The sequence below is a fragment of the Gracilimonas sp. genome (assembly GCF_014762685.1).
GTDB lineage: Bacteria > Bacteroidota > Rhodothermia > Balneolales > Balneolaceae > Gracilimonas.
Window position 1 is genome coordinate 546,623 of sequence record NZ_JABURM010000005.1, and the last position, 18,723, is coordinate 565,345.

Annotated in this window: 13 protein-coding genes and 1 pseudogene; 9 read left to right on the forward strand and 5 right to left on the reverse strand. The window is 37.3% G+C overall.

The genetic code is table 11. From position 1 onward, the window contains the following. Window positions 1–2: 2 nt before the first annotated feature. From HUJ22_RS02520 to HUJ22_RS02535, 4 genes are all read right to left on the reverse strand, one after another. Window positions 3–995, reverse strand: coding sequence for a sigma 54-interacting transcriptional regulator (locus tag HUJ22_RS02520; protein WP_290873272.1), 993 nt, complete (start codon window positions 993–995; stop codon window positions 3–5). A 4-nt stretch (window positions 996–999) separates the two neighbouring features. Further along, the gene (locus HUJ22_RS02525; RefSeq protein WP_290873275.1) at window positions 1,000–2,004 is read right to left on the reverse strand and encodes a hypothetical protein; all 1,005 of its coding nucleotides are present in this window, start codon (window positions 2,002–2,004) and stop codon (window positions 1,000–1,002) included. Between the two features lie 11 nt (window positions 2,005–2,015). After that, entirely contained in the window at window positions 2,016–2,597 is a 582-nt protein-coding gene (locus HUJ22_RS02530) for a polysaccharide biosynthesis/export family protein (protein ID WP_290873278.1), read from the reverse strand. A gap of 466 nt (window positions 2,598–3,063) precedes the next feature. Continuing rightward, the gene (locus tag HUJ22_RS02535; RefSeq protein ID WP_290873281.1) at window positions 3,064–5,772 is read right to left on the reverse strand and encodes a S8/S53 family peptidase; all 2,709 of its coding nucleotides are present in this window, start codon (window positions 5,770–5,772) and stop codon (window positions 3,064–3,066) included. 629 nt (window positions 5,773–6,401) lie between these two features. Between HUJ22_RS02535 and HUJ22_RS14955 the strand changes: the two are divergent. The 4 genes and pseudogenes from HUJ22_RS14955 to HUJ22_RS02555 form a co-directional block, all read left to right on the forward strand. Beyond that, window positions 6,402–6,626, forward strand: a pseudogene (locus tag HUJ22_RS14955) (Wzz/FepE/Etk N-terminal domain-containing protein); the annotation flags it as partial. A gap of 39 nt (window positions 6,627–6,665) precedes the next feature. After that, complete coding sequence (locus HUJ22_RS02545; protein WP_290873287.1) at window positions 6,666–7,793, forward strand: hypothetical protein; 1,128 nt, start codon at window positions 6,666–6,668, stop codon at window positions 7,791–7,793. 76 nt (window positions 7,794–7,869) lie between these two features. Beyond that, complete coding sequence (locus HUJ22_RS02550; RefSeq protein WP_290873290.1) at window positions 7,870–8,556, forward strand: CpsD/CapB family tyrosine-protein kinase; 687 nt, start codon at window positions 7,870–7,872, stop codon at window positions 8,554–8,556. A gap of 430 nt (window positions 8,557–8,986) precedes the next feature. After that, window positions 8,987–10,336 (forward strand): O-antigen ligase family protein, encoded by a 1,350-nt coding sequence (locus HUJ22_RS02555; RefSeq protein ID WP_290873293.1) that lies wholly within the window; start codon window positions 8,987–8,989, stop codon window positions 10,334–10,336. Window positions 10,337–10,442: 106 nt separating this feature from the next. Here the strand turns inward: HUJ22_RS02555 and HUJ22_RS02560 are convergent, their stop codons facing one another. Further along, on the reverse strand, window positions 10,443–12,056 hold the full coding sequence (locus tag HUJ22_RS02560) for a GDSL-type esterase/lipase family protein (RefSeq protein ID WP_290873296.1): 1,614 nt from the start codon (window positions 12,054–12,056) through the stop codon (window positions 10,443–10,445). A gap of 521 nt (window positions 12,057–12,577) precedes the next feature. Here HUJ22_RS02560 and HUJ22_RS02565 point away from each other — a divergent pair. The 5 genes from HUJ22_RS02565 (at window position 12,578) to HUJ22_RS02585 (ending at window position 18,610) form a co-directional block, all read left to right on the forward strand. Beyond that, window positions 12,578–13,894: an MBOAT family O-acyltransferase gene (locus tag HUJ22_RS02565; protein ID WP_290873299.1), complete on the forward strand. Its 1,317-nt coding sequence runs from the start codon at window positions 12,578–12,580 to the stop codon at window positions 13,892–13,894. A 43-nt stretch (window positions 13,895–13,937) separates the two neighbouring features. Beyond that, window positions 13,938–15,014: a hypothetical protein gene (locus tag HUJ22_RS02570; protein ID WP_290873301.1), complete on the forward strand. Its 1,077-nt coding sequence runs from the start codon at window positions 13,938–13,940 to the stop codon at window positions 15,012–15,014. An 80-nt stretch (window positions 15,015–15,094) separates the two neighbouring features. Beyond that, window positions 15,095–15,922 (forward strand): WecB/TagA/CpsF family glycosyltransferase, encoded by an 828-nt coding sequence (locus HUJ22_RS02575; protein ID WP_290873304.1) that lies wholly within the window; start codon window positions 15,095–15,097, stop codon window positions 15,920–15,922. Continuing rightward, entirely contained in the window at window positions 15,891–17,387 is a 1,497-nt protein-coding gene (locus tag HUJ22_RS02580; RefSeq protein ID WP_290873307.1) for a flippase, read from the forward strand. Before HUJ22_RS02575 ends, HUJ22_RS02580 begins: the two co-directional genes overlap by 32 nt. Next, a complete protein-coding gene (locus tag HUJ22_RS02585) occupies window positions 17,384–18,610 on the forward strand; it encodes a glycosyltransferase family 4 protein (protein WP_290873308.1) in 1,227 nt (408 codons plus the stop codon). Before HUJ22_RS02580 ends, HUJ22_RS02585 begins: the two co-directional genes overlap by 4 nt. Window positions 18,611–18,723: the final 113 nt, after the last annotated feature.

The window sequence follows — 18,723 nt, forward strand, 5'->3', positions numbered from 1 at the left end:
TATTACTGTCCTGAGTATTCATCAAGCAGACCGTACATATTTAATTTTTTGTCGAAAGCTTTTAGGGTTAGCCCCAACAGCCGGGCTGAATTTTTCAATGAGTCGACGTTATGAATCACTTCTTCTATTAATTTCTTTTCAGCCGCTCTAAAACTCAGATCCCTTTCAAGTAATAAAAGATCATCTTCATTAGGTTGACCGGATTTTACCGAAAGAGGTAAGTGTTCAGGTTGAATGCTGTTCCCTGCTGAAATTATAGCAGCATGTTCTATTGCATTTTTTAACTGTTGCACATTGCCTGGCCAGTCATAGCAAATGCACTGGTAAAGAGCTCTGATTGAAATTTCCTTGGAAGCAAAAGAATAGCGTCGTGCAAAATCGTCTTTCAAGAAATAGTTAATTAGATAGGATATCTCATCTCGGCGATGACGCAGTGGCGGATAAAAAATTGCTTCATGATAATTTCCAAGTTCGCTTTGCAATAACTTATATCGGTATTTGGATTGATAGAACAAATTAGTGTCAATTGAAATAATTATATGAACATCAATAGGTATGGAAGATTGTCCGCCTATATGTTTGGACTCGTTGCCTTTAACTGACTTCAATATTTGGAGCTGTAATTTTTTAGAAAATGAATCAAAACCTTTTAAGAAAAGTGTGCCACCATTACATTTTTCCAGAAACCCTTTGTTGATTTTAACACCATTTTCGGTAAATGAGAGATAGCCAAAGATATTTTCTTTTGCTTCATTTTCATCTGATAGTGTGTGACAATCAATCAAGTGAAAGGGTTTATCATTTCTGTCGCTTAGTTCATGTATCCTTTGAGCGAGCCATGTTTTTCCGGAACCATATTCACCTATAATTACCACACTTTCAGCATCTATAGCTGTGTTTTCAGCATGAGCTAATATTCTTTGTACAAGATTATTTCGCATGGCATCGGTTTTTTTGGAATTAAAAAGTGTGCATTGATGGTATGCAGTAATCATTTTTCTAAAAGTTTAGTGAGATGCTCATTTGGTGAGTTTGACCTGATCGATCTAAATTATTTATAGAAAAGGTGTAGTCAACTTTTACAGGGTCTAGTAACAACCCAAAACCAATCCTGCTGCCTTGGATAGGAATGCTATGAAAGTAACCACCTCTAAGTCTGAATATATCTTTGATATAAACTTCAAGCCCTCCTCTATATACCAAGCCTTCTTCTCCGAATAGTTTTTCATTGGAAAATGACAAAACAAAGTTTGGGTATTCCCTTATTGAAGGAAACCGTAAAGTTGCCCCGATTTCCAGCCGTTGAGGAAGCTTAACAGTTTCCATTCTTGTGATATCATCATTTACAGTGCGATAATAAATAATTCCGTGTCCTATTCGATGATTTTGATAGCCGGTACCTCTGTAAACAGCACCATAGCTTACAAGTGGAGAGGGCGTATATACAATGCCTAAACTTGCATCTCCCGACCATGTAGTGGTTGATTCAGTAACACCCATATATGACCGGATATTCAAGCCAACATAAACGTCTTCAATCAGAGACTGTCCATAACCAACATCTAAGGTATATTGGTTGAAGTATAGACTGGAATAATCAGACAACCGCGAATCCGGCTTAACCTGATGATGGAAAGTAGCACCTATTATCATGTTTTTGTTTGGGGCAAGTTTTACCGGAACGGTTATATTTTCGACCGCAATATTTTTAGATTTGTTATAGATGGAGTTGATCATGGCTTTTGTGCTTAGAGTATTTAAAGCAATAAGTGCCGGATTGGAGTAAAGGCCACTCACAGTAATAGGGTCTGCAATAACAGCATTAGCTAATGCTGTTGAACGGGCATCTAAATCTGAATACCAGAACTGATAGTGTGAACTATCAGTTGAGGTGCTGTTCTGTCGTGCATTCCCTGTTTTTGTTATAAATACAGCTAAGAAGCAGATCAGTATAACAGTCTGAATTGATTTTATATTTAGGTATTTACAGAATAATTTGAACATTAATATTCTTGCTAGTTAAAAAGTCTGGATAAGGTGAAAAGAAGTACTACATCTCGAATGAAACTGGAAAGCTCTCTGACCATATTCTCTTGTTGAGGCACATATACGATATCTCCAGGGTAGACGAACGCAAGAGAACTGGTATTCCCTTTTTTCAGATAATTTGTAAGGTCTATTTCAACTAATTCTGTTGCTTCTCCGCCCTTAAAAATTTTAATTTTTCTCAGATCTGCTTGATCTGTTGCTCCTCCGGCTTTCGAGAGTATTTCAAACAAGGATGAGTTATCTACTACAGAGTAGGTGTCAGGACGGCCTACAGACCCTAATACGGATACCAGATTTCTTTGTGGGCTGCTAATGCTGACTGAAAGGTTTATTTCACCTTTTATATACCCGGAAAGTTTATTTTCAAGTTCTTCTTTGAATTGGTCTTTACTTAATCCCCTGGCTTCAATTTCACCCACTAGGGGCACTGTTATTATTCCTTGGGTATTTACAGTTCTTTGAGTATCAAACTCATCATATCCCCATACAGAAATCTCTATTTCATCACCAGGCTGAATAGTATATTCACTGGCTTTACGTTGAATCATCAAAGAGCTTACTTCTGATTTAGAAAGTGTCTCTTGATTTATTTGATTACTAGAAGCACATCCGGTAAATAATACTGTTGTTAAGAGTGAAATAACCAGTATGGGATACTGTGTTTTTATAAAGCCGTAAAATAAAAATTCCTTTAACATTCCAATTTATTAAGTGTGTGTTCAAAGCTTCACCTATTACTCTTTCAATAAGCATGCCAAACCTTAAAAAAAATGAATTATATGGTTTTAAGAATGTTCAAAGGGGTTTTATAAACGAGTAAATTATATCTGCAAAATTTTTTTACAGTGGTTTAAACTCTTTATGCAATTACTTTGTCTTAAATTTTCACAATTATTAAACACCTTATAGTAGTAGTGTAAATCAAACAGGCTATTATATTTATTAAAAAAGCGACTGAGTTTTGCAGTCGCTTTTAAAAAATGACGCAGACGAATATTAAGTAGGTTCAGAGACCTATTTAATCAGATGCATCTTTTTAATTAATACACGATCATTTGTTTCCAACCTGTAAATATAGATTCCGCTTGAAAGCTCGTGTGCATCCCATGAAATGGTATACCTGCCAGCTTCCTGAGAGGTATTTACCAAACTTGCCACCTTTTGCCCCAATATATTATAGATGTTTAGGCTAACCATTCCATGTTCATTCAGGGAATATGTAATATTGGTACTTGGATTAAACGGATTTGGGTAGTTCTGCTGTAATGAGAATTCATAGGCATTAGTGCTGCCGCTCTCGTTATTATTGGCAACTTTAGCCGGAGCCGCATTAGGATTAGCCGATTGTGTTCTGGTTACCGCTACCGCATACTCAGCTCTTTTCACAGCCTCATCCGGACTAAATATAGCTGTTATGGTAGGTTCCAGGTCAAAGGGTCCTTGTTCCAGCGAGAATTCAGCATGCATAATTCCAAGATCCAAGGCCATTTGAACATGTCCCTTCAGCTCTTCCGGAATTTGATCGGAATCGTCCAAAGGAATTCGCTCGTCTTTATACTGCACGGTCACGGGATCGGTAATAGCTGAATTAGCTAATCGTTCCATTCCAAGGCCTTGCACCAATGAATAAGCAAGTTCAGCCCGGCTCACGTTTTCCTTAGGTTCAAATTTACCATTATTTTCAGTTCTCATGACCCCCTTGTAAATCTGGTTGGTGTCTCTGAGGGCTGCTCCACGATTAACAGCAGATTCGGTAATAAGGGTATTGAACTCACCATCTATATCCGAGAAAGAACGGGAACCGTTTATGGGCAAATGCTGCCTAACTTGTTGTCCCATCATCAGGTAATCGGCAAGTTGGATACGTTTAAGGTTTTTATCCGGACTAAAGTTCTTATCGTTAAAACCATCCATCAGTCGGTCTGTGATGGCTAATTTAATGGCTGTTTCAGCGGGATGATCTTCTATATCGTTTAAGCCCGAATAGCCTGCTGAGGTTTTTGTCGTAATAGTACCTTCAACGGTTTCGGGTAGGGCGAGGCCATCGGTAGGATTGATTTCATTACCGCGTAATCCACGAACTTCAACAGTCCATTCACCGGCCATGGGATTGGCTATTTGCACCACACGGTCAAAAGTAATGGCAAAAAGTACGGAAATCCCTGAACTGTACTCTGTGCCATCCGGAGCGATAAGGATAAGGTTTATGGTATTTCCTGTTTCTCCCGCTAAACCTTCGGCACTTACTTTTGCCACTACAGCACTTTCGTTTCCGGTGAGCGAAAACGTGTGGGTGGTAGAAGTGATGGTGGTTGGATCATACGTTACTTCGAAGGGGGAAGTACTTTTTTCAAAGAAAGCATGACTGTTAAAGGTACGATAAGCATTCAGTGAACTGCCAAATTGAGTAGTTTCATCAAAGGCATTTTGCACGGCTGCATAAGCGTTTACGTAACCTGCTCCAACTTCCCAACTCTCCCGGCCATACATATTGGTTGCGGTTTGCTGCAGGATAGATTTAACTTCGTCCGGAGTGAGTGATGGGTTTATCTCCAGTAACAGTGCGACTATACCGGCTACATGCGGGGTAGCCATTGAAGTTCCATCTAATGTGGTATAATACGCAAGATAGGCTTCTTCTATATTTTCGAGATCCCGATCTGTACTTAGCACACCAATTGGGGAAATTGTTCGGGTTGATATAATATCTACTCCGGGCGCTACAATAGTGGGTTCGTCTTTCCAGGTATATGTTTCTCCATTAATTTCGAAAGTTCCGCCACCGCCTTTGGTACCTCGGGATGAAAAATCGGCCAGTTCACCGGCTTTATCTCCAGCACCAACAGAAATTACCCAAGGTGCTTTGGCGTATGGGTTATGTGTATTTTCGCCCGGGCCGCTATTACCTGCAGCAAAAAGAGTTACCATGCCACGATCGTATGCCATTTTACTGGCGATATTTATAGGATGATTTGGGTCAAAATCTCCGGAAGATCCCCAGGAATTAGTAATAGCCCGGATACTGTATTCAAACTGGTGGGTAAGGGCATAATCAAAACCACCAATACCATCCAGTACAAAAAGTACTCCACCTGAGCCATAACCGATAAGGTCTGCTCCGATAGCCACTCCTTGGTATTTACTGTTAGAAGCAACACCTCTTCCAGCGACTGTTCCGGCAACATGAGTTCCGTGCCCAGAATTAGTGTCGGTGTTGGGCTGATTTTCAACATATGTTACAGGACCTAAGCTGGAATAGGCTTGGAGATTTGTTGAGCCCAGTACATTCTGAACCAATATATCCCCATATTCTAGATCAGGATGGGTGCCGTCAACTCCACTGTCGTTTACTAAAATACTGACGCCCTTACCGGAAACAGGCATTCCGCCGTTTCGGGATGTGAATGTAGGATCAGACTGTACTTTATCTACTCCAGTAATTTTTCGAGCTTCGTAATTATAGTAAGTCAACTCCTTATTTAAGTATATAGACCTAACCTCAGAATAAGAAGCAAGCGTGTTTATAATAGTTTGATCTGCTGATACGCCAGCTATTGGGAGGCTCTTAAAATAATACCCGGAAGTTATACCGGCATTGTTTAAGATCTGCTTTTCTTGATCATTAAGCTCATTATCACCCCAAAAGGTAACGATGATTTCAACAGGTTCAGTTATTTTATTTAATGCATTCTGTAAATCAGGGCCAATTACGGCTTGGCCCATAGCTAAACTGCTTGTGAATAATGACAATAATAGCACAAGCATTATTTTGTAAAAGTTGGAAAGTTTCATAAAACCTCCTGTTTTTTTATTAACAGATTTCAAGGAGGAGCGAAAAAGGGGATAAATGATAACATAAATTCGATAGGTCAAGAAGCATGCCAATCTTCTTCAATCAAGGAGAAACCTCAATAAAAAGTATGTAAGACATAACGTTTAAGATTTTTTGGTAAAATACTATACAGTTTACTCGACCAAACCTGTCGTAATTTTTTACATTTTGGAAATAGAAAGAAGAGGAGCTCAAAAAAAATCATTTAACGGTATTTCTTAATCATTTGGAAACACCGGCATTGTGAAAGTGTGTGAAGCCTATACCCCAAAAGATTTAACAGTTCGGTCTCTCTGTCCTAAACATCAGTTTATAGCAAATGAACAGCTTTTGAATTTAATTCTTTGGCATTCAACAATATGTTTGTTACATGACTTAAGTGAACATTTTTTTAAGATGCTTACTTGATAAAAAAAATACTTAGTGTGGATTCTTTGAGTTTGGCATATGAATTGCAATGTATGAGACAGTGATGAAGTCACTTGAATAAAATTGTTCATTTTTTAAAAAATAGAATGTCGTGCATCAAGTTCAATTAGCAGTCAGCGAGATAAAAGGATTTTGGAAGCGAAGGAAAAAAGTTCTGATACTTTGCACTCTGCTCATAACAATATTGAGTGTTGCTATAGCATGGAAATTACCGGACAAATACAGTTCCTCAATATCCATATTGGTACAGAAAGAAGAGACGTTAAACCCGATGGTAAGATTTAATTTGGCGGTTTCACTTGCCTCCGAAGATCGTTTGAAATCATTTAATGAAATCATTTATAGCAGGTCGACTATGAATATGATTATCGATTCTTTGGGATTGATGAATGATAAAGAGATTGATGACGAAGGTTTACTAAGTTTCAATCTTGTGGGAGGAAAAGGTAGCGAGGCAAATGAAAATAGTGGATTAAGACGTGATAAATTAATCGAGAAAGTTAGGGGGAGTATACATACCAGTTTGAAGGCTTCCGATTCTTTTTCAATTACGTATTTAGATACAAAACCGGAGCGAGCAAAAAAAGCTGTTCAATTATTGGCAGATCATTTCATAAAAACGAAATTGCAGCTTGAAAATGAGAGGAATACTCAAACTGTAGATTTTTTCCAGACTAAGCTGGAAGAGCTTCGTGAAACCGTTGAAGCGAGAGAAACTGAGCTTATGAGCAAAATAGGGAATGATGCCCAAACTACGCCAAGGGAAAATAGCGGATTGCAAAGAAATCTTGATGAAGTAGAAACTGACCTACATGAGCTTAATCTTAGAATACAAAAACTTCAAAATCGTCTTCAACTGGTTACGGAAATTTCAAATGGGGACCGGGGAATAGAAGCACTCGATCAGTTGAATACATCTGAACTTCCTTCTGGAGAGGAATTGAACTCGTTAATGAGCGATTATAAAGAATATGCAAACCGATATACTTCTGAATTTCCAAAAGTTAAAGAACTTAAAGAACAAGTTTTTGGAATGACTAACCAGATTAAATCCGAACTCGAAGCAATAATGTTTGAGATGAAAGCTCAGAAGTCATTTTTAGAAAATCAACAAAGAGTACTAGCCGAAAAAATTGAGGAGACGATACTTGCGGAACAGAGGACTAATCAATCTAAAACTGATTTTGATATATACCGGACTTTATACGATGAAATGAAAGTGAAATTAGAGCAGGCCAAAACCACAAGAGATCTTGGCCAAAAAGCTAAAAATCAATTTGTGGTAATAGATCCTCCAATTATCCCTCAAAAACCAGCCAAACCGAATCGAGTGCTCTTAGCTGGAGGCGGTATTTTTCTTGGATTGTTTTTAGGAGTCGTGGCTGCCGCAATCGCTGAATTTTTAGACACCACAGTACGTCGTCCAAGCGATATTAAACATTTTAATAAGCCTGTAGTCGCCTTTATCCCGGAAACAAATTGATCAAATAAGAAAAATTGTTAACCCCACTATACAACACAACATTGAATAATAATTTTATAAAGGTTTGTTGAATTTCATGGATCCGAATAATAAAAAGGAAAAAGGAACGGGACTTGTACCGGTTGCAAAATCAATTGTAGTTAATTCAGATCAAGGTGGATTAATAAGCAGAGATATAGTTAAAAAACAAGTATATAACGCGTTGAATTATACGATGCTTCCGGAGCAATATCAAAACATGGATTTAACTATTGGTGTTACCAGCCCGGGCAAGGGAGAAGGTAAAACAATGACAGCATCAAATTTAGCAGTTTCATTTGCCTTGGCCTACAAGAAGAAGACAGTACTGGTTGATATGAACATGGAGAATCCGAATTTACACAAGGTATTTGGTACCGATTTGGCTCCCGGGTTGGTTGAATCTTTTGAGAATGGGAGTGTGTTTCTATCAAGGACAAGATTAGATCAGTTATACTTGTTACCTGCCGGTCGGCATCAAAATTTCAATATGGATCTTGAAAATATCACTGTGCTTCGAGACATCATCTATAGTTTAAAGCAAGAATTCCAGATTGTGATCTTGGATATGAATTCCATTTTTCCTGTTGACGATTTCCCGGCTGTTTTTGCAAATGAAGTTGACGGGCTTTTAGTAGTTATTGATACGAAAAAAACGAAATATGCTGAAGTCGAAAAAATCTTCAGACATATAAATAAAGATCAAACAATGGGGTTTGTATTCAATCGAGTGGATAAAAATTAAAATGGTAATCAATTCAGTCTCATTTCTTAAAAATTTGCAATAGCTATGCTGGTTCTTTTGAGTTTGGTAGCCTTTTATTCCTTGGTGTTATTGATTGGGAAATTCATGCGAAAAATTGATTTCCCGGTTTACTTTCTTTTAGCATTGATCACAGTTGCAGAGGTTTTGGTCGTTTATTACCTCCTATACACAATGGAAGTCCCAACTCTGTAAGTAAAGGATCATGTCGTCTTTAAAACAAAATTATAATTTAAGAAAATCCCTTCTGGACAGGTTTTTGAATTTATTTGACCTGGATCGGGAAACAGCTCCCGCTTTGTTAATTGTTATGGGAAGTGTGGCAGCAATCGGAGCAGGCATGATATTTACAGAGGGAAACTATATTGTGGGTTTTGCCCCTGTATTGGTACTCGGTTTGTTATTCCTGACAATGTACCGTGTTGATTACAGCTTTTTTGTCTTGATCGGGTTCGTATTATTATTTGACCAATTTGGTATTCCGGGTTTTGAGCCATTGACAATGCAAGTTGAGTATTTCAAGAATTTTAAGGAAATATCTTTTTTACCCACCTTCAATGCCGGAGTATTTAATGCAATTGAGGTTCATTTTATTCTTCTTCTCATTGTGTTTATGATAATTCAAAGTGTTAAAAAGGAATTTGAATTTAATAGAATAGCAGTTTGGGGGGCTTTCCTTCTGTTTATTGGATGGCTGATGTTCTCTTTTTTGCTTGGGATAAAAAGAGGAGGAGAAATACTCACTGCTTTTTGGGAGGTAAGGGCATTATTTTACTTTTCTATACTCTATTTGGTTATTCCACAAGTTGTACAAACCAGAAAGCAGTTAGAAATACTTCTCTGGATTTTTATCGTTGTTATTTCTATTAAGGCTTTTCAGGGTATTGCTCGATTTACTTGGTTAGGATTCAGTTTTCAGGGCTTACCGGCACTTACCGCTCATGAAGATCCTATATTTATGAATACCCTTTTTATTCTATTATTTGGTTTTTTGGTGTATAAGGATCGAAGTCCACATAAGGTAGCATTAGTTTTACTTTTTATACCTCTCTTGGCCGGCTCTTTTGTAAGTCAACGTCGGGCAGCTATCGCTGCTTTTGCAGTTTCTTCCGCTATATTTTTTGTGCTGTTACCGGGTCAATTAAAATTGAAATTTATAAAAGTAGCCTTCCCTGTTTTGATTAGCGTTGTGCTTTATGGAGCTGCATTTTGGAATTCAAATAGTACGATTGCAAAACCTGTTCAAATGGTGAAATCAGGGATAGAAAAACCGGATCGGCACGAAAATCCGGAAGACTATTATTCGAACTTATTTAGAGAATTTGAAAACTTTAATTTAGCATATACAGCTCGTAAAAACCCTTTATTTGGAACAGGATATGGAAGAAAATTTGAACAACCATTGAAGTTAGCTGAGATTAGTTTTCCTCTTAAAGATTATATCCCGCATAATCAAATTTTATGGGTGGCAGCAAAGACCGGTATTATAGGGTTTTTCTTATTCTGGTTTTTCTTTAATAGTTTTGCATTGCAAGGTGCGCATATATTGCAAAATCTGCGCAGTCCATTTTTGAAAGCAGTCTGTACAATGATTGTGGTTGCTATAATAAATCAAATGGTAGCTTCTTTTTTTGATCTCCAATTAACGTTTTATCGTAATATGATTTATTTAGGAACGTTGATGGGGCTACTGCCGGTATTGCAAAAAATTGATTCAGAAGAAGGGGAAGATTTGGAAGAAGTTCAAGAACCACCCGTGTAATAGAAGATTCAAAATATCTATGGAAGCATTATACTCCCATTGAAGGAGTGGTATTAACCTAAAACTAAATAAGGAGTAAAGCAGGATGACGCAAGAAGAGATACTCTTATGGCAATACGGGCAGCAAAGCTTCATACCAAGTCTCAGCTATAATTTTATACCCTTCCTCATTCGGATGTATCCCATCTGCTAAATGCGCTAGCGTTAATTGACTGTGGATGTCTACAAAAATAATATTTCTACCGGCATCTATACGTTGTTGCATACGTTCTTTAACACCTTGATTAAAATCAATTGTAAGCTGTGACCGGTCTATATTTATTGGAGCTACAATTTCACTGCTTTGTGGGGGTATAGACCCTACAAGAATCCATGCTTCGGGTGAAATATTATTAGAAATCTGGTCAACCAAATGTGCATGCTTATCTGCTATTTGATTTGCACTCAGAGAAGTCCACCAGGCAATGTCATTTGTTCCAATCATTAGGAGCACGACATCGGGTTGATAGGTTAAAAGCCATCCATTTACTTCTGCTGAGATATCGTCAATAGTCCATCCTCCATGCCCTTCATGGTCAGTATCCGGTAAATCCGGATGTGCTTCTGACTGGGAACCTACATAATCAATAGAATATCCATTTCCAGTAAGCATATTCCAAAGGGGTAATCGATATCCAAATGCTTCGGTAATAGAATCTCCAAGCGGCATGATTTTTACAGTCTTGTTTTCAGGAACTGAAGCGATTACCTCAAAATTCTTGGTCTCACTTTGTGATTTATTAACGTTTGAAGAGGCATCAGTAGCGACTGAGTAATAAGAATGGCTTCCTATAGTATATGAATCAGCAGAGTGGGAGCAGGATGAAGAATTTGAACAAGTTTTAACTAACGTTTCATCTACATAAATTTCCAAAGAGGAAATACCTGAATCATCGGAAGCATTAGCAGTTAGCGTGAGTATTTCATTTTCTGGGATTTCGAAATGGGAGCCTGAAATATTTACTTTTGGTTTTGTTATATCTGTGTCCTCATCAGAAGCTTTTGTGGTGAAACTAAAGGCTTTAGACCACTTGCTATCCTCTTGATTGAGAATGGGTTTAACTCTCCAAAAATATGTTTTTTTAAAGGAAAGCTGACTAAGGTGGTAGGTGTTTGAGTTAACAACTGTGTCTGCTCTCAAAGATAAAAATTCCGAATCCATAGATACTTGCACTCTGTAATTCACTGCATTTTTTAGTGTATCCCATTTTAAAGTAAGGTCAGTTTCTTGCTTTTCCCATCCATTACCCGGAGACTGCAGCGAAGTAGTAACCAGTTCTTCTTCGGGTTTCTTGGGTGTTGTAAATAACCATGATTCTGACCATGGCCCGGTCATACCCTCTTCGTTAAGGGCTCTGGCTCTCCAAAAAAAAGTTTTGTTATAAGATAGATCATCCACTTCGAAATACAGGTCACTTGTTACACTTGCGGTAAGTACAGAATCAAAGTCTTTGGTACCAGTAATCTGTACCGTATATTTTTCTGCCCCTGAAACTGCCAGCCAAGAGAGAGATGTGGATGTTGATTGAATAGTACTTGCACTATCGGGGCTTTGAAGCAATGGTTGATCAAGCGGAATTTTTTTAGATGTATTAGAAGATGAATTTGAAACTGAATCACATTGTATTGAAACAATCATCAATAGAATATTGAAGAGTATAATGTGATAACAGTTATTCATAATAGTAGTTTGATTATTGTAATCAACAATGCTTCAGAATGGTAAGAATCTGTTTGCAATTGCCTGAGAATCTCTCTTATTGATATTAATAGTTTTTACTTTCATAAAGTTCACATCATATAACTAGTTACCCAAATTAGGATAAAATGTTTCTATAAAATGATTAAAAATTCTAAGGTTTTAGTTTGGAATGTCTATTTTTTAAAACAAGAAATAAATCATGTAAATGTTTTTTACACTGCTTGTGAATTATTCTTTACAAAAGGGGTTGCTGAATAAGTCTTGAAAGACGAGAGATAGCTTTTATAGATATATTAAGCCCTATTTATACTTTATATACTAATTATGGCACAGAGTTTGTATTTCAATAGAAAAGTTATGCAAAAAAACTGTTTAAGCCGGAAATGTTATTTAATTCATTAATTTTTATCCTTTTTTTTCTGATAGTATATCTGCTGTACAGAAATATTAATTATCGGGCACAAAATATATTATTACTGATAGCCAGCTACATATTTTATATGAGCTGGAATTGGAAGTTTCTTTCCTTAATCTTACTTAGCACTCTTGTAGATTATTTCTGTGGTATCAAAGTTCATGACAGTAAAACTGAACAAAAAAAGAAATTCTATGTTTTCCTGAGTGTTGCAGCAAACCTGACGGTTCTCGGTTTTTTTAAATACTATAATTTTTTCGCAGAAAACCTGGTTGCCTTGACTTCGTTATTCGGATGGTCGCCCGGAGATGTAACGCTGAACATCGTATTACCGGTTGGGATTTCTTTCTACACATTTCAGACGATGAGCTATTCTATTGATATATACCGGAAGGAAATTGAACCTGAGCGTAATATTTTGAATTTTGCACTATTTGTAGCGTGCTTCCCACAACTAGTAGCCGGTCCCATAGAACGAGCGAAAAGTTTACTCCCACAAATTCAAACCCCCCGAACCATTACCTGGAAAATGATTCAAAAGGGAACATGGATGATATTATGGGGATATTTTTTAAAAATTTTTGTTGCAGATAATGCAGGCCTTATCGTAGATAATGTGTTTGCTAAATCCGGAATTATCCCGGGGGGAGAGGCACTTTTGGGTATTTATGCTTTTGCCTTTCAAATTTTTGGGGATTTCGCCGGCTATTCTTCTATAGCTATTGGCGTGGCAGCGTTGATGGGATTTAAACTGCGAACCAATTTCTTGTTTCCGTACTTCGTGACTAATCCACAAGATTTTTGGCGTAACTGGCATATCAGTCTGTCTACTTGGCTGAGAGATTACCTGTATATACCGCTTGGAGGAAACAGAGGTAGTGAATTAAATTTATACAGGAATTTATTTTTGACCATGTTGCTGGGTGGGATTTGGCATGGAGCAGCGTGGACGTTTGTAATTTGGGGCATATATCAAGGCGGGATTTTAATTATCCACAGATATTTTAGTCCATATATAAGTCGCTATACCGAAAACATTCAATGGAGCAATTTACAACAAAAGGTTATTAACGCTGTAAAAGTTATCTGGATGTTTCAGATTACCTGCTTAGGGTGGTTAATATTTAGGGCTAATTCCGTCGATCAGATCATATATTTTCTGCGAAGCATATTCTTAAACTTAACGGCATATACACCGGAAATTCCTTATTACAGCCTTCAATTAGCCTTTTTGGTTTTGCCATTGCTGGTGATTCAGTTTTTTCAATTTAAGTTTGATTCAAAAAATAGTCTTAAATATTTCCCTTCATATACGCGGTATGCTATTTATTTAGGACTGTATTATTTCATTGTGGTATTTGGAGAGTTTGGGTCAAGGGAGTTTATCTATTTTCAATTTTAGAAAATCAAAAGTATAAAATAAAACCAGGAGAGGAGAACTGTAAATGGAAGATTCGATTGCACAAATAACAGAACTGGATTTCAGTTTTCTGATATATATTTTTATAAAATTGGGGATTCTAACCGGAGTTTATTTTTGGTCAAAACGGTTGAATCAAAACTGGAGAACCGTGATCAACGTTGGAATTATAATTCTAGTGATCCGGATGATTTTATTTCAGAATCCGTTGGCGTGGTATTTGTATACCCATACTTTGGATCCGGAAGTTATAGGGTGGCGACAAAGCTCAGTTCTTTATGATGAATTTACTCAATTCAAAAAACATGAAAATGTAGAATCATTAGCTATTGGAAGTAGTCAGGTTGGTTTTATTTATGGTTTTGAAAGTGATCGAGAATCAAACCTTGTGGTAAAAAGCTTAGCCGGAATTGGCCCGGTTGATTTGTACCTGTACCGACATAATATCCAGAAATATAACCCGAAAAGAATTCTGTTATACCTGTCGGACTTTGATATGGGGCGTGCCCCGACATTAGAGAGTATAAAACTTAGTCCTGCTCAGGGAATTCATTTTCCAGATGTTTACTTTGATTTGCGTCAGCATTTTTCAGGAGAAAGGTTTATAGATACAATAAAAGAAATGCTGGTTGGTGAGTTCTTTCCGGAATATAAATATTCATTCATATTTAAGGGATACATAGATCAGTTTTTTAATAAGAAAAAAGTATTTCCGACACCGCTCGCTAAAATGTCTTCAGAAGAACATGAGCAGTATCAATTCGAACAACTAAAAACGGTGATTGATGAAGAGAATATTGGCACTAATCTTTATTACTTAAAAAAATTCATTTCTTTTTTTGAGCAAAAGGGAATTTCAGTAGTAATTTTTGAAGGCCAGTATCATCCCAAAGCCTATACCGAGTATAATTTAATTGTAAAAAATAAGGTTCAGGAAGAGTTTGAAAACTTAGAGAAAGTCCATTCAAATCTAAATTTTGTTCCAAATTCAGAACTGATTTGGTTTGAAGCAAGTGACTTCAGAGATGCATATCACGTAACTCATGAGGCTGGAAAAAGATTTATAGAAAAAGCCAGAAGTCTTGAGGTGTTAAAAAATTGAGTAAAAAGAGAATTTAGAGAGTTTACAATATTTCCAGTTGACTCAAGAGTTAATCAAAAAAAACAACAAGAGGTGATTTTATGATAGGTGTAGAAACCCGGTACTATATGAATGTACGTGTGGACAATCTGTTGCTAGATACAGCCCTTGAACAGGTTGAATCGTTGATAGAACAAAGTAAAGAAGACGGGGTTCCGCGGCAGGTATTTTTTACTAATGTTCATAGCATTCATCTTGCCAGGAAAGACACAGAATTCCGAAGGTATCTCGATAAGGCTGATTTGGTATTACCAGATGGAAGCGGCCTTAAAATAGCCGGGAAGGTATTGGAGATGCCAATCCTGGAAAATCTAAACGGGACTGATTTTACTCCTAAAGTTTGCCGTATGGCAGAAACAGGAAAATGGAGTGTATATCTACTCGGGGCACGTGAAGATGTGGTAAAAAGATGTTCAGAAAAACTTAAAGAGCGGTTTCCCAATCTTTCATTAATAGGTTATCATAATGGATATTTTTCTAAGAATGAGGAAGATGAAATTGTTGAAGAGATAAACAAGAAAAAACCTGATATACTTTTGGTAGCCCTTGGCCAGCCATACCAAGAGAAGTGGATTGCCCGCAATGCTAATCGGCTAAATACACACATATGTTTGGCTGTTGGGGGATTATTTGACTTTCTAGCGGGAGCGATGAAACGGGCTCCTCTTTGGATGCGGAAGTTAGGTATTGAGTGGTTTCACCGTTTTCTTCAGGATCCAAAATCAAAGTGGGATCGTATTCTTATTGAAATACCGGTTTTCCTATCACTGGTTTTACAGGAGAAAGTGATTTCGCTTACCTCTAAAAGAAATTTAAATCAACTAAGATGGATTTTTAATGGACAAAGGGATAGGTACATCCGTAGCTAAGAATACTACTGTAATGCTTGGAGCTCAATTACTGACCTGGGTTTCCAGTTTTGTACTGCTTATGTTCCTTCCCCGGTATTTGGGAAGTGCAGACTATGGACGACTTTACCTGGCGATGTCTATTGCTATGATTTTAGGCATTATCATTGATTTTGGTGGGAATTATCTAATCCCGAAAGAAGTAGCAAAAGAAAAGAAGAGTACTCCCAATATTATGGTCAGTTATATTGGGGTACGTTCAATTTTGTGGGTCTTCTGTATGGCCATTCTTTTACTTTTTTCATGGTTTGTTGAATACTCAGCTACGGTTTTAATTCTCATTGGTATCCTTGGATTCTCAAAGCTTTGGGAAGGAGTTATTAAAGCAATTAAGAGTTGCTTTCAAGGGCATGAAATGATGGAATATCCGTCTATTGGACAAATTGCTCAAAAGGTGTTTGTTGCTGCTATAGCCGTTAGCGCTCTGATTTTTGGGGCCGGGCCAATTACTATTGCAATAATTATGGTAATGGGGGCTGTTCTGAATCTTGTAATTTGCCTCAAGTTCGTGCCTATAATTGTAGATAATCTGCCGAAGTTTAATTTTGACATTTCTCTAAACTTGGTAAGAAATAGTATCCCATATTTTTTATGGTCTATTTTTGCAGTCATATATTATCGGGTAGATGCAGTAATGCTTTCAACACTTTCTACGGAACAGGTGGTAGGTTGGTATGGTGGAGCATATCGTTTTTTTGATATAGTTATGTTCCTCCCCAGTATTTTTACGACCGTCATTTTTCCAGTTTTCTCCCGGCTCTCAGCAGAAGGCGACGAACAATTAACGGATACTTTTCAGCGTAGCCTCCGGTATATGGTCTTAACCGCTGTGCCAATGACGATCCTGTTTCTGTTCTTCTCAGAAGATATTATTCATTTGTTTTACGGATTAGATGAATATGAGCCCTCAATAATCATACTACAGATTTTCGCTCCCGGGATAGTTTTGGTATATATTGATTTCATACTGGGGAGTTATATCCTGGCAACTGATAAACAAAGGGTATGGGCTATAATTGGTTTCACTGCTATACTGCTAAATGTGGGTTTAAATTATGGGATGATTCCTTATGCAGATCAGCTCTGGGGAAATGCGGGTATTGGTGCCGCCATATCAACCCTTTTAACTGAATTGTTTATTCTGATTGGTGCATTTGTATTACTACCCGGAAAATATTTTTCCGGCCTTAAAATTTCGCTACCGTTTAAAGCGATAGCCGGAGGAATTGCGATGGCGACAATGATTTATTTACTAAAGAGTATGATGGTTTTTTGGCCAATACTGGCTGCTTTAGGTCTATTTGTATATGCGAGTTTTGCCGTTGGATCCGGGATGATCACCAAAGCTGAGCTTCAATTTGGTAAAGAGTTTTTTTCAAGACAAAATCTAAGATCTTTTCTAAAAGCTAAAGGAGAGCAAATATGAAGATTCTGAATGTAATGCCATTTTCACCTGTACCTAAGGATTTTGGAGGCGCACTGCGTGAGTATTATATCCTTCAAAGCTTAGCCTCTGAACATGAGGTAACGGTAGTTACTTATGGAACAGAAGAACAATTTGATTTATTCACAAGAGAATTTGGAGATCTGGTGAATGAAATTCATATGGTAAAGCCTCCCTGGGAACGGAAATTTCGACGATTAGCACAATTTTATGCGGTCTGCTGCTCAGGTAAAAGCTACTTTCATAACCACAACTGTTCGCAATGTTTGCAAAAAAAAATTACGGAACTTCTTGAAACTAAGAACTTTGATGCCGTGCATTGCGAGTTTTCGGTAATGGGTAATCTGAATTTTGGAAATGATGTTTTAAAGATAATGAATACTCATAATGTAGAATACAATAATTTTCGACGAATGTGGAATACTACAAATACTGCATTTAGGAAGCGGTTTTATCGTCATGAGTACAAAAAAGTATACCATGAAGAAATTAAAGCGCTTAAAAATCAGGATGTGATTTTTTCGACTTCTGAAAAGGATAGGGAGATATTCAGGAAGGATATTCCTGATGTACCTAATTATGTAGTTCCAAATGGAGTGGATACTGAATTTTTCACTCCTTCTGATATAATAGATGAAGAACCCTATTCATTGGTTTTTACCGGAATGATGGGATATGTGCCAAATTATGATGGGATGTTGTGGTTTTTGGATAATATTTTTCCAAAGATCAAAAAGCAGATACCTAACATAAAAGTCTACATTGTTGGGAAGAACCCACCCGCTGAACTGGAGAAGAGAGCTTTAGATGATGTGGTGGTTACCGGTTTTGTGGATGATGTAAGGCCCTATGTATGGAGATCTAGTGTCTTTATTGTGCCATTAAGAATGGGTAGTGGAACTAGATTAAAGGTTGTAGAAGCTCTTTCGATGAAAAAACCGGTTGTTTCAACCAGCATCGGGTGTGAAGGAATAGAAGTGGTTGATGGTGATTCGATATTGATTGAAGATGAACCCAAAGACTTTGCAGAAGCCGTGGTACAATTATTACAAAACCGGAATCTGCGTTCACACCTTACCGAAAATGGCTACCGCCTCGTGAAAGAAAAATACGATTGGTCGGTTGTGGGGAATCACATGCTTAACGTTTACGATCATCTGTCAGCTAAACAAGAAAGCGAGATAGCTTTAGCAGATGTGAGTTGAGTGTTTATTTTTATAGTAGGATCATTTTTTTGGTGTAAAATAAAAAGGAAAGATGAATCTCTGTAAAAAAGTAATATGTACATCTTTTGAACAGCTTGTCTTCAGCAGGTTGT

Coding starts and splice junctions, on each gene's coding strand:
- HUJ22_RS02520 (WP_290873272.1), bottom strand. CDS start 995: ATGATTACTGCATACCATCAATGCACACTTTTTAATTCCAAAAAAACC.
- HUJ22_RS02525 (WP_290873275.1), bottom strand. CDS start 2,004: ATGTTCAAATTATTCTGTAAATACCTAAATATAAAATCAATTCAGACT.
- HUJ22_RS02530 (WP_290873278.1), bottom strand. CDS start 2,597: ATGATTCAACGTAAAGCCAGTGAATATACTATTCAGCCTGGTGATGAA.
- HUJ22_RS02535 (WP_290873281.1), bottom strand. CDS start 5,772: ATGGGCCAAGCCGTAATTGGCCCTGATTTACAGAATGCATTAAATAAA.
- HUJ22_RS02545 (WP_290873287.1), top strand. CDS start 6,666: ATGAATATGATTATCGATTCTTTGGGATTGATGAATGATAAAGAGATT.
- HUJ22_RS02550 (WP_290873290.1), top strand. CDS start 7,870: ATGGATCCGAATAATAAAAAGGAAAAAGGAACGGGACTTGTACCGGTT.
- HUJ22_RS02555 (WP_290873293.1), top strand. CDS start 8,987: ATGTACCGTGTTGATTACAGCTTTTTTGTCTTGATCGGGTTCGTATTA.
- HUJ22_RS02560 (WP_290873296.1), bottom strand. CDS start 12,056: ATGAATAACTGTTATCACATTATACTCTTCAATATTCTATTGATGATT.
- HUJ22_RS02565 (WP_290873299.1), top strand. CDS start 12,578: ATGAGCTGGAATTGGAAGTTTCTTTCCTTAATCTTACTTAGCACTCTT.
- HUJ22_RS02570 (WP_290873301.1), top strand. CDS start 13,938: ATGGAAGATTCGATTGCACAAATAACAGAACTGGATTTCAGTTTTCTG.
- HUJ22_RS02575 (WP_290873304.1), top strand. CDS start 15,095: ATGATAGGTGTAGAAACCCGGTACTATATGAATGTACGTGTGGACAAT.
- HUJ22_RS02580 (WP_290873307.1), top strand. CDS start 15,891: ATGGACAAAGGGATAGGTACATCCGTAGCTAAGAATACTACTGTAATG.
- HUJ22_RS02585 (WP_290873308.1), top strand. CDS start 17,384: ATGAAGATTCTGAATGTAATGCCATTTTCACCTGTACCTAAGGATTTT.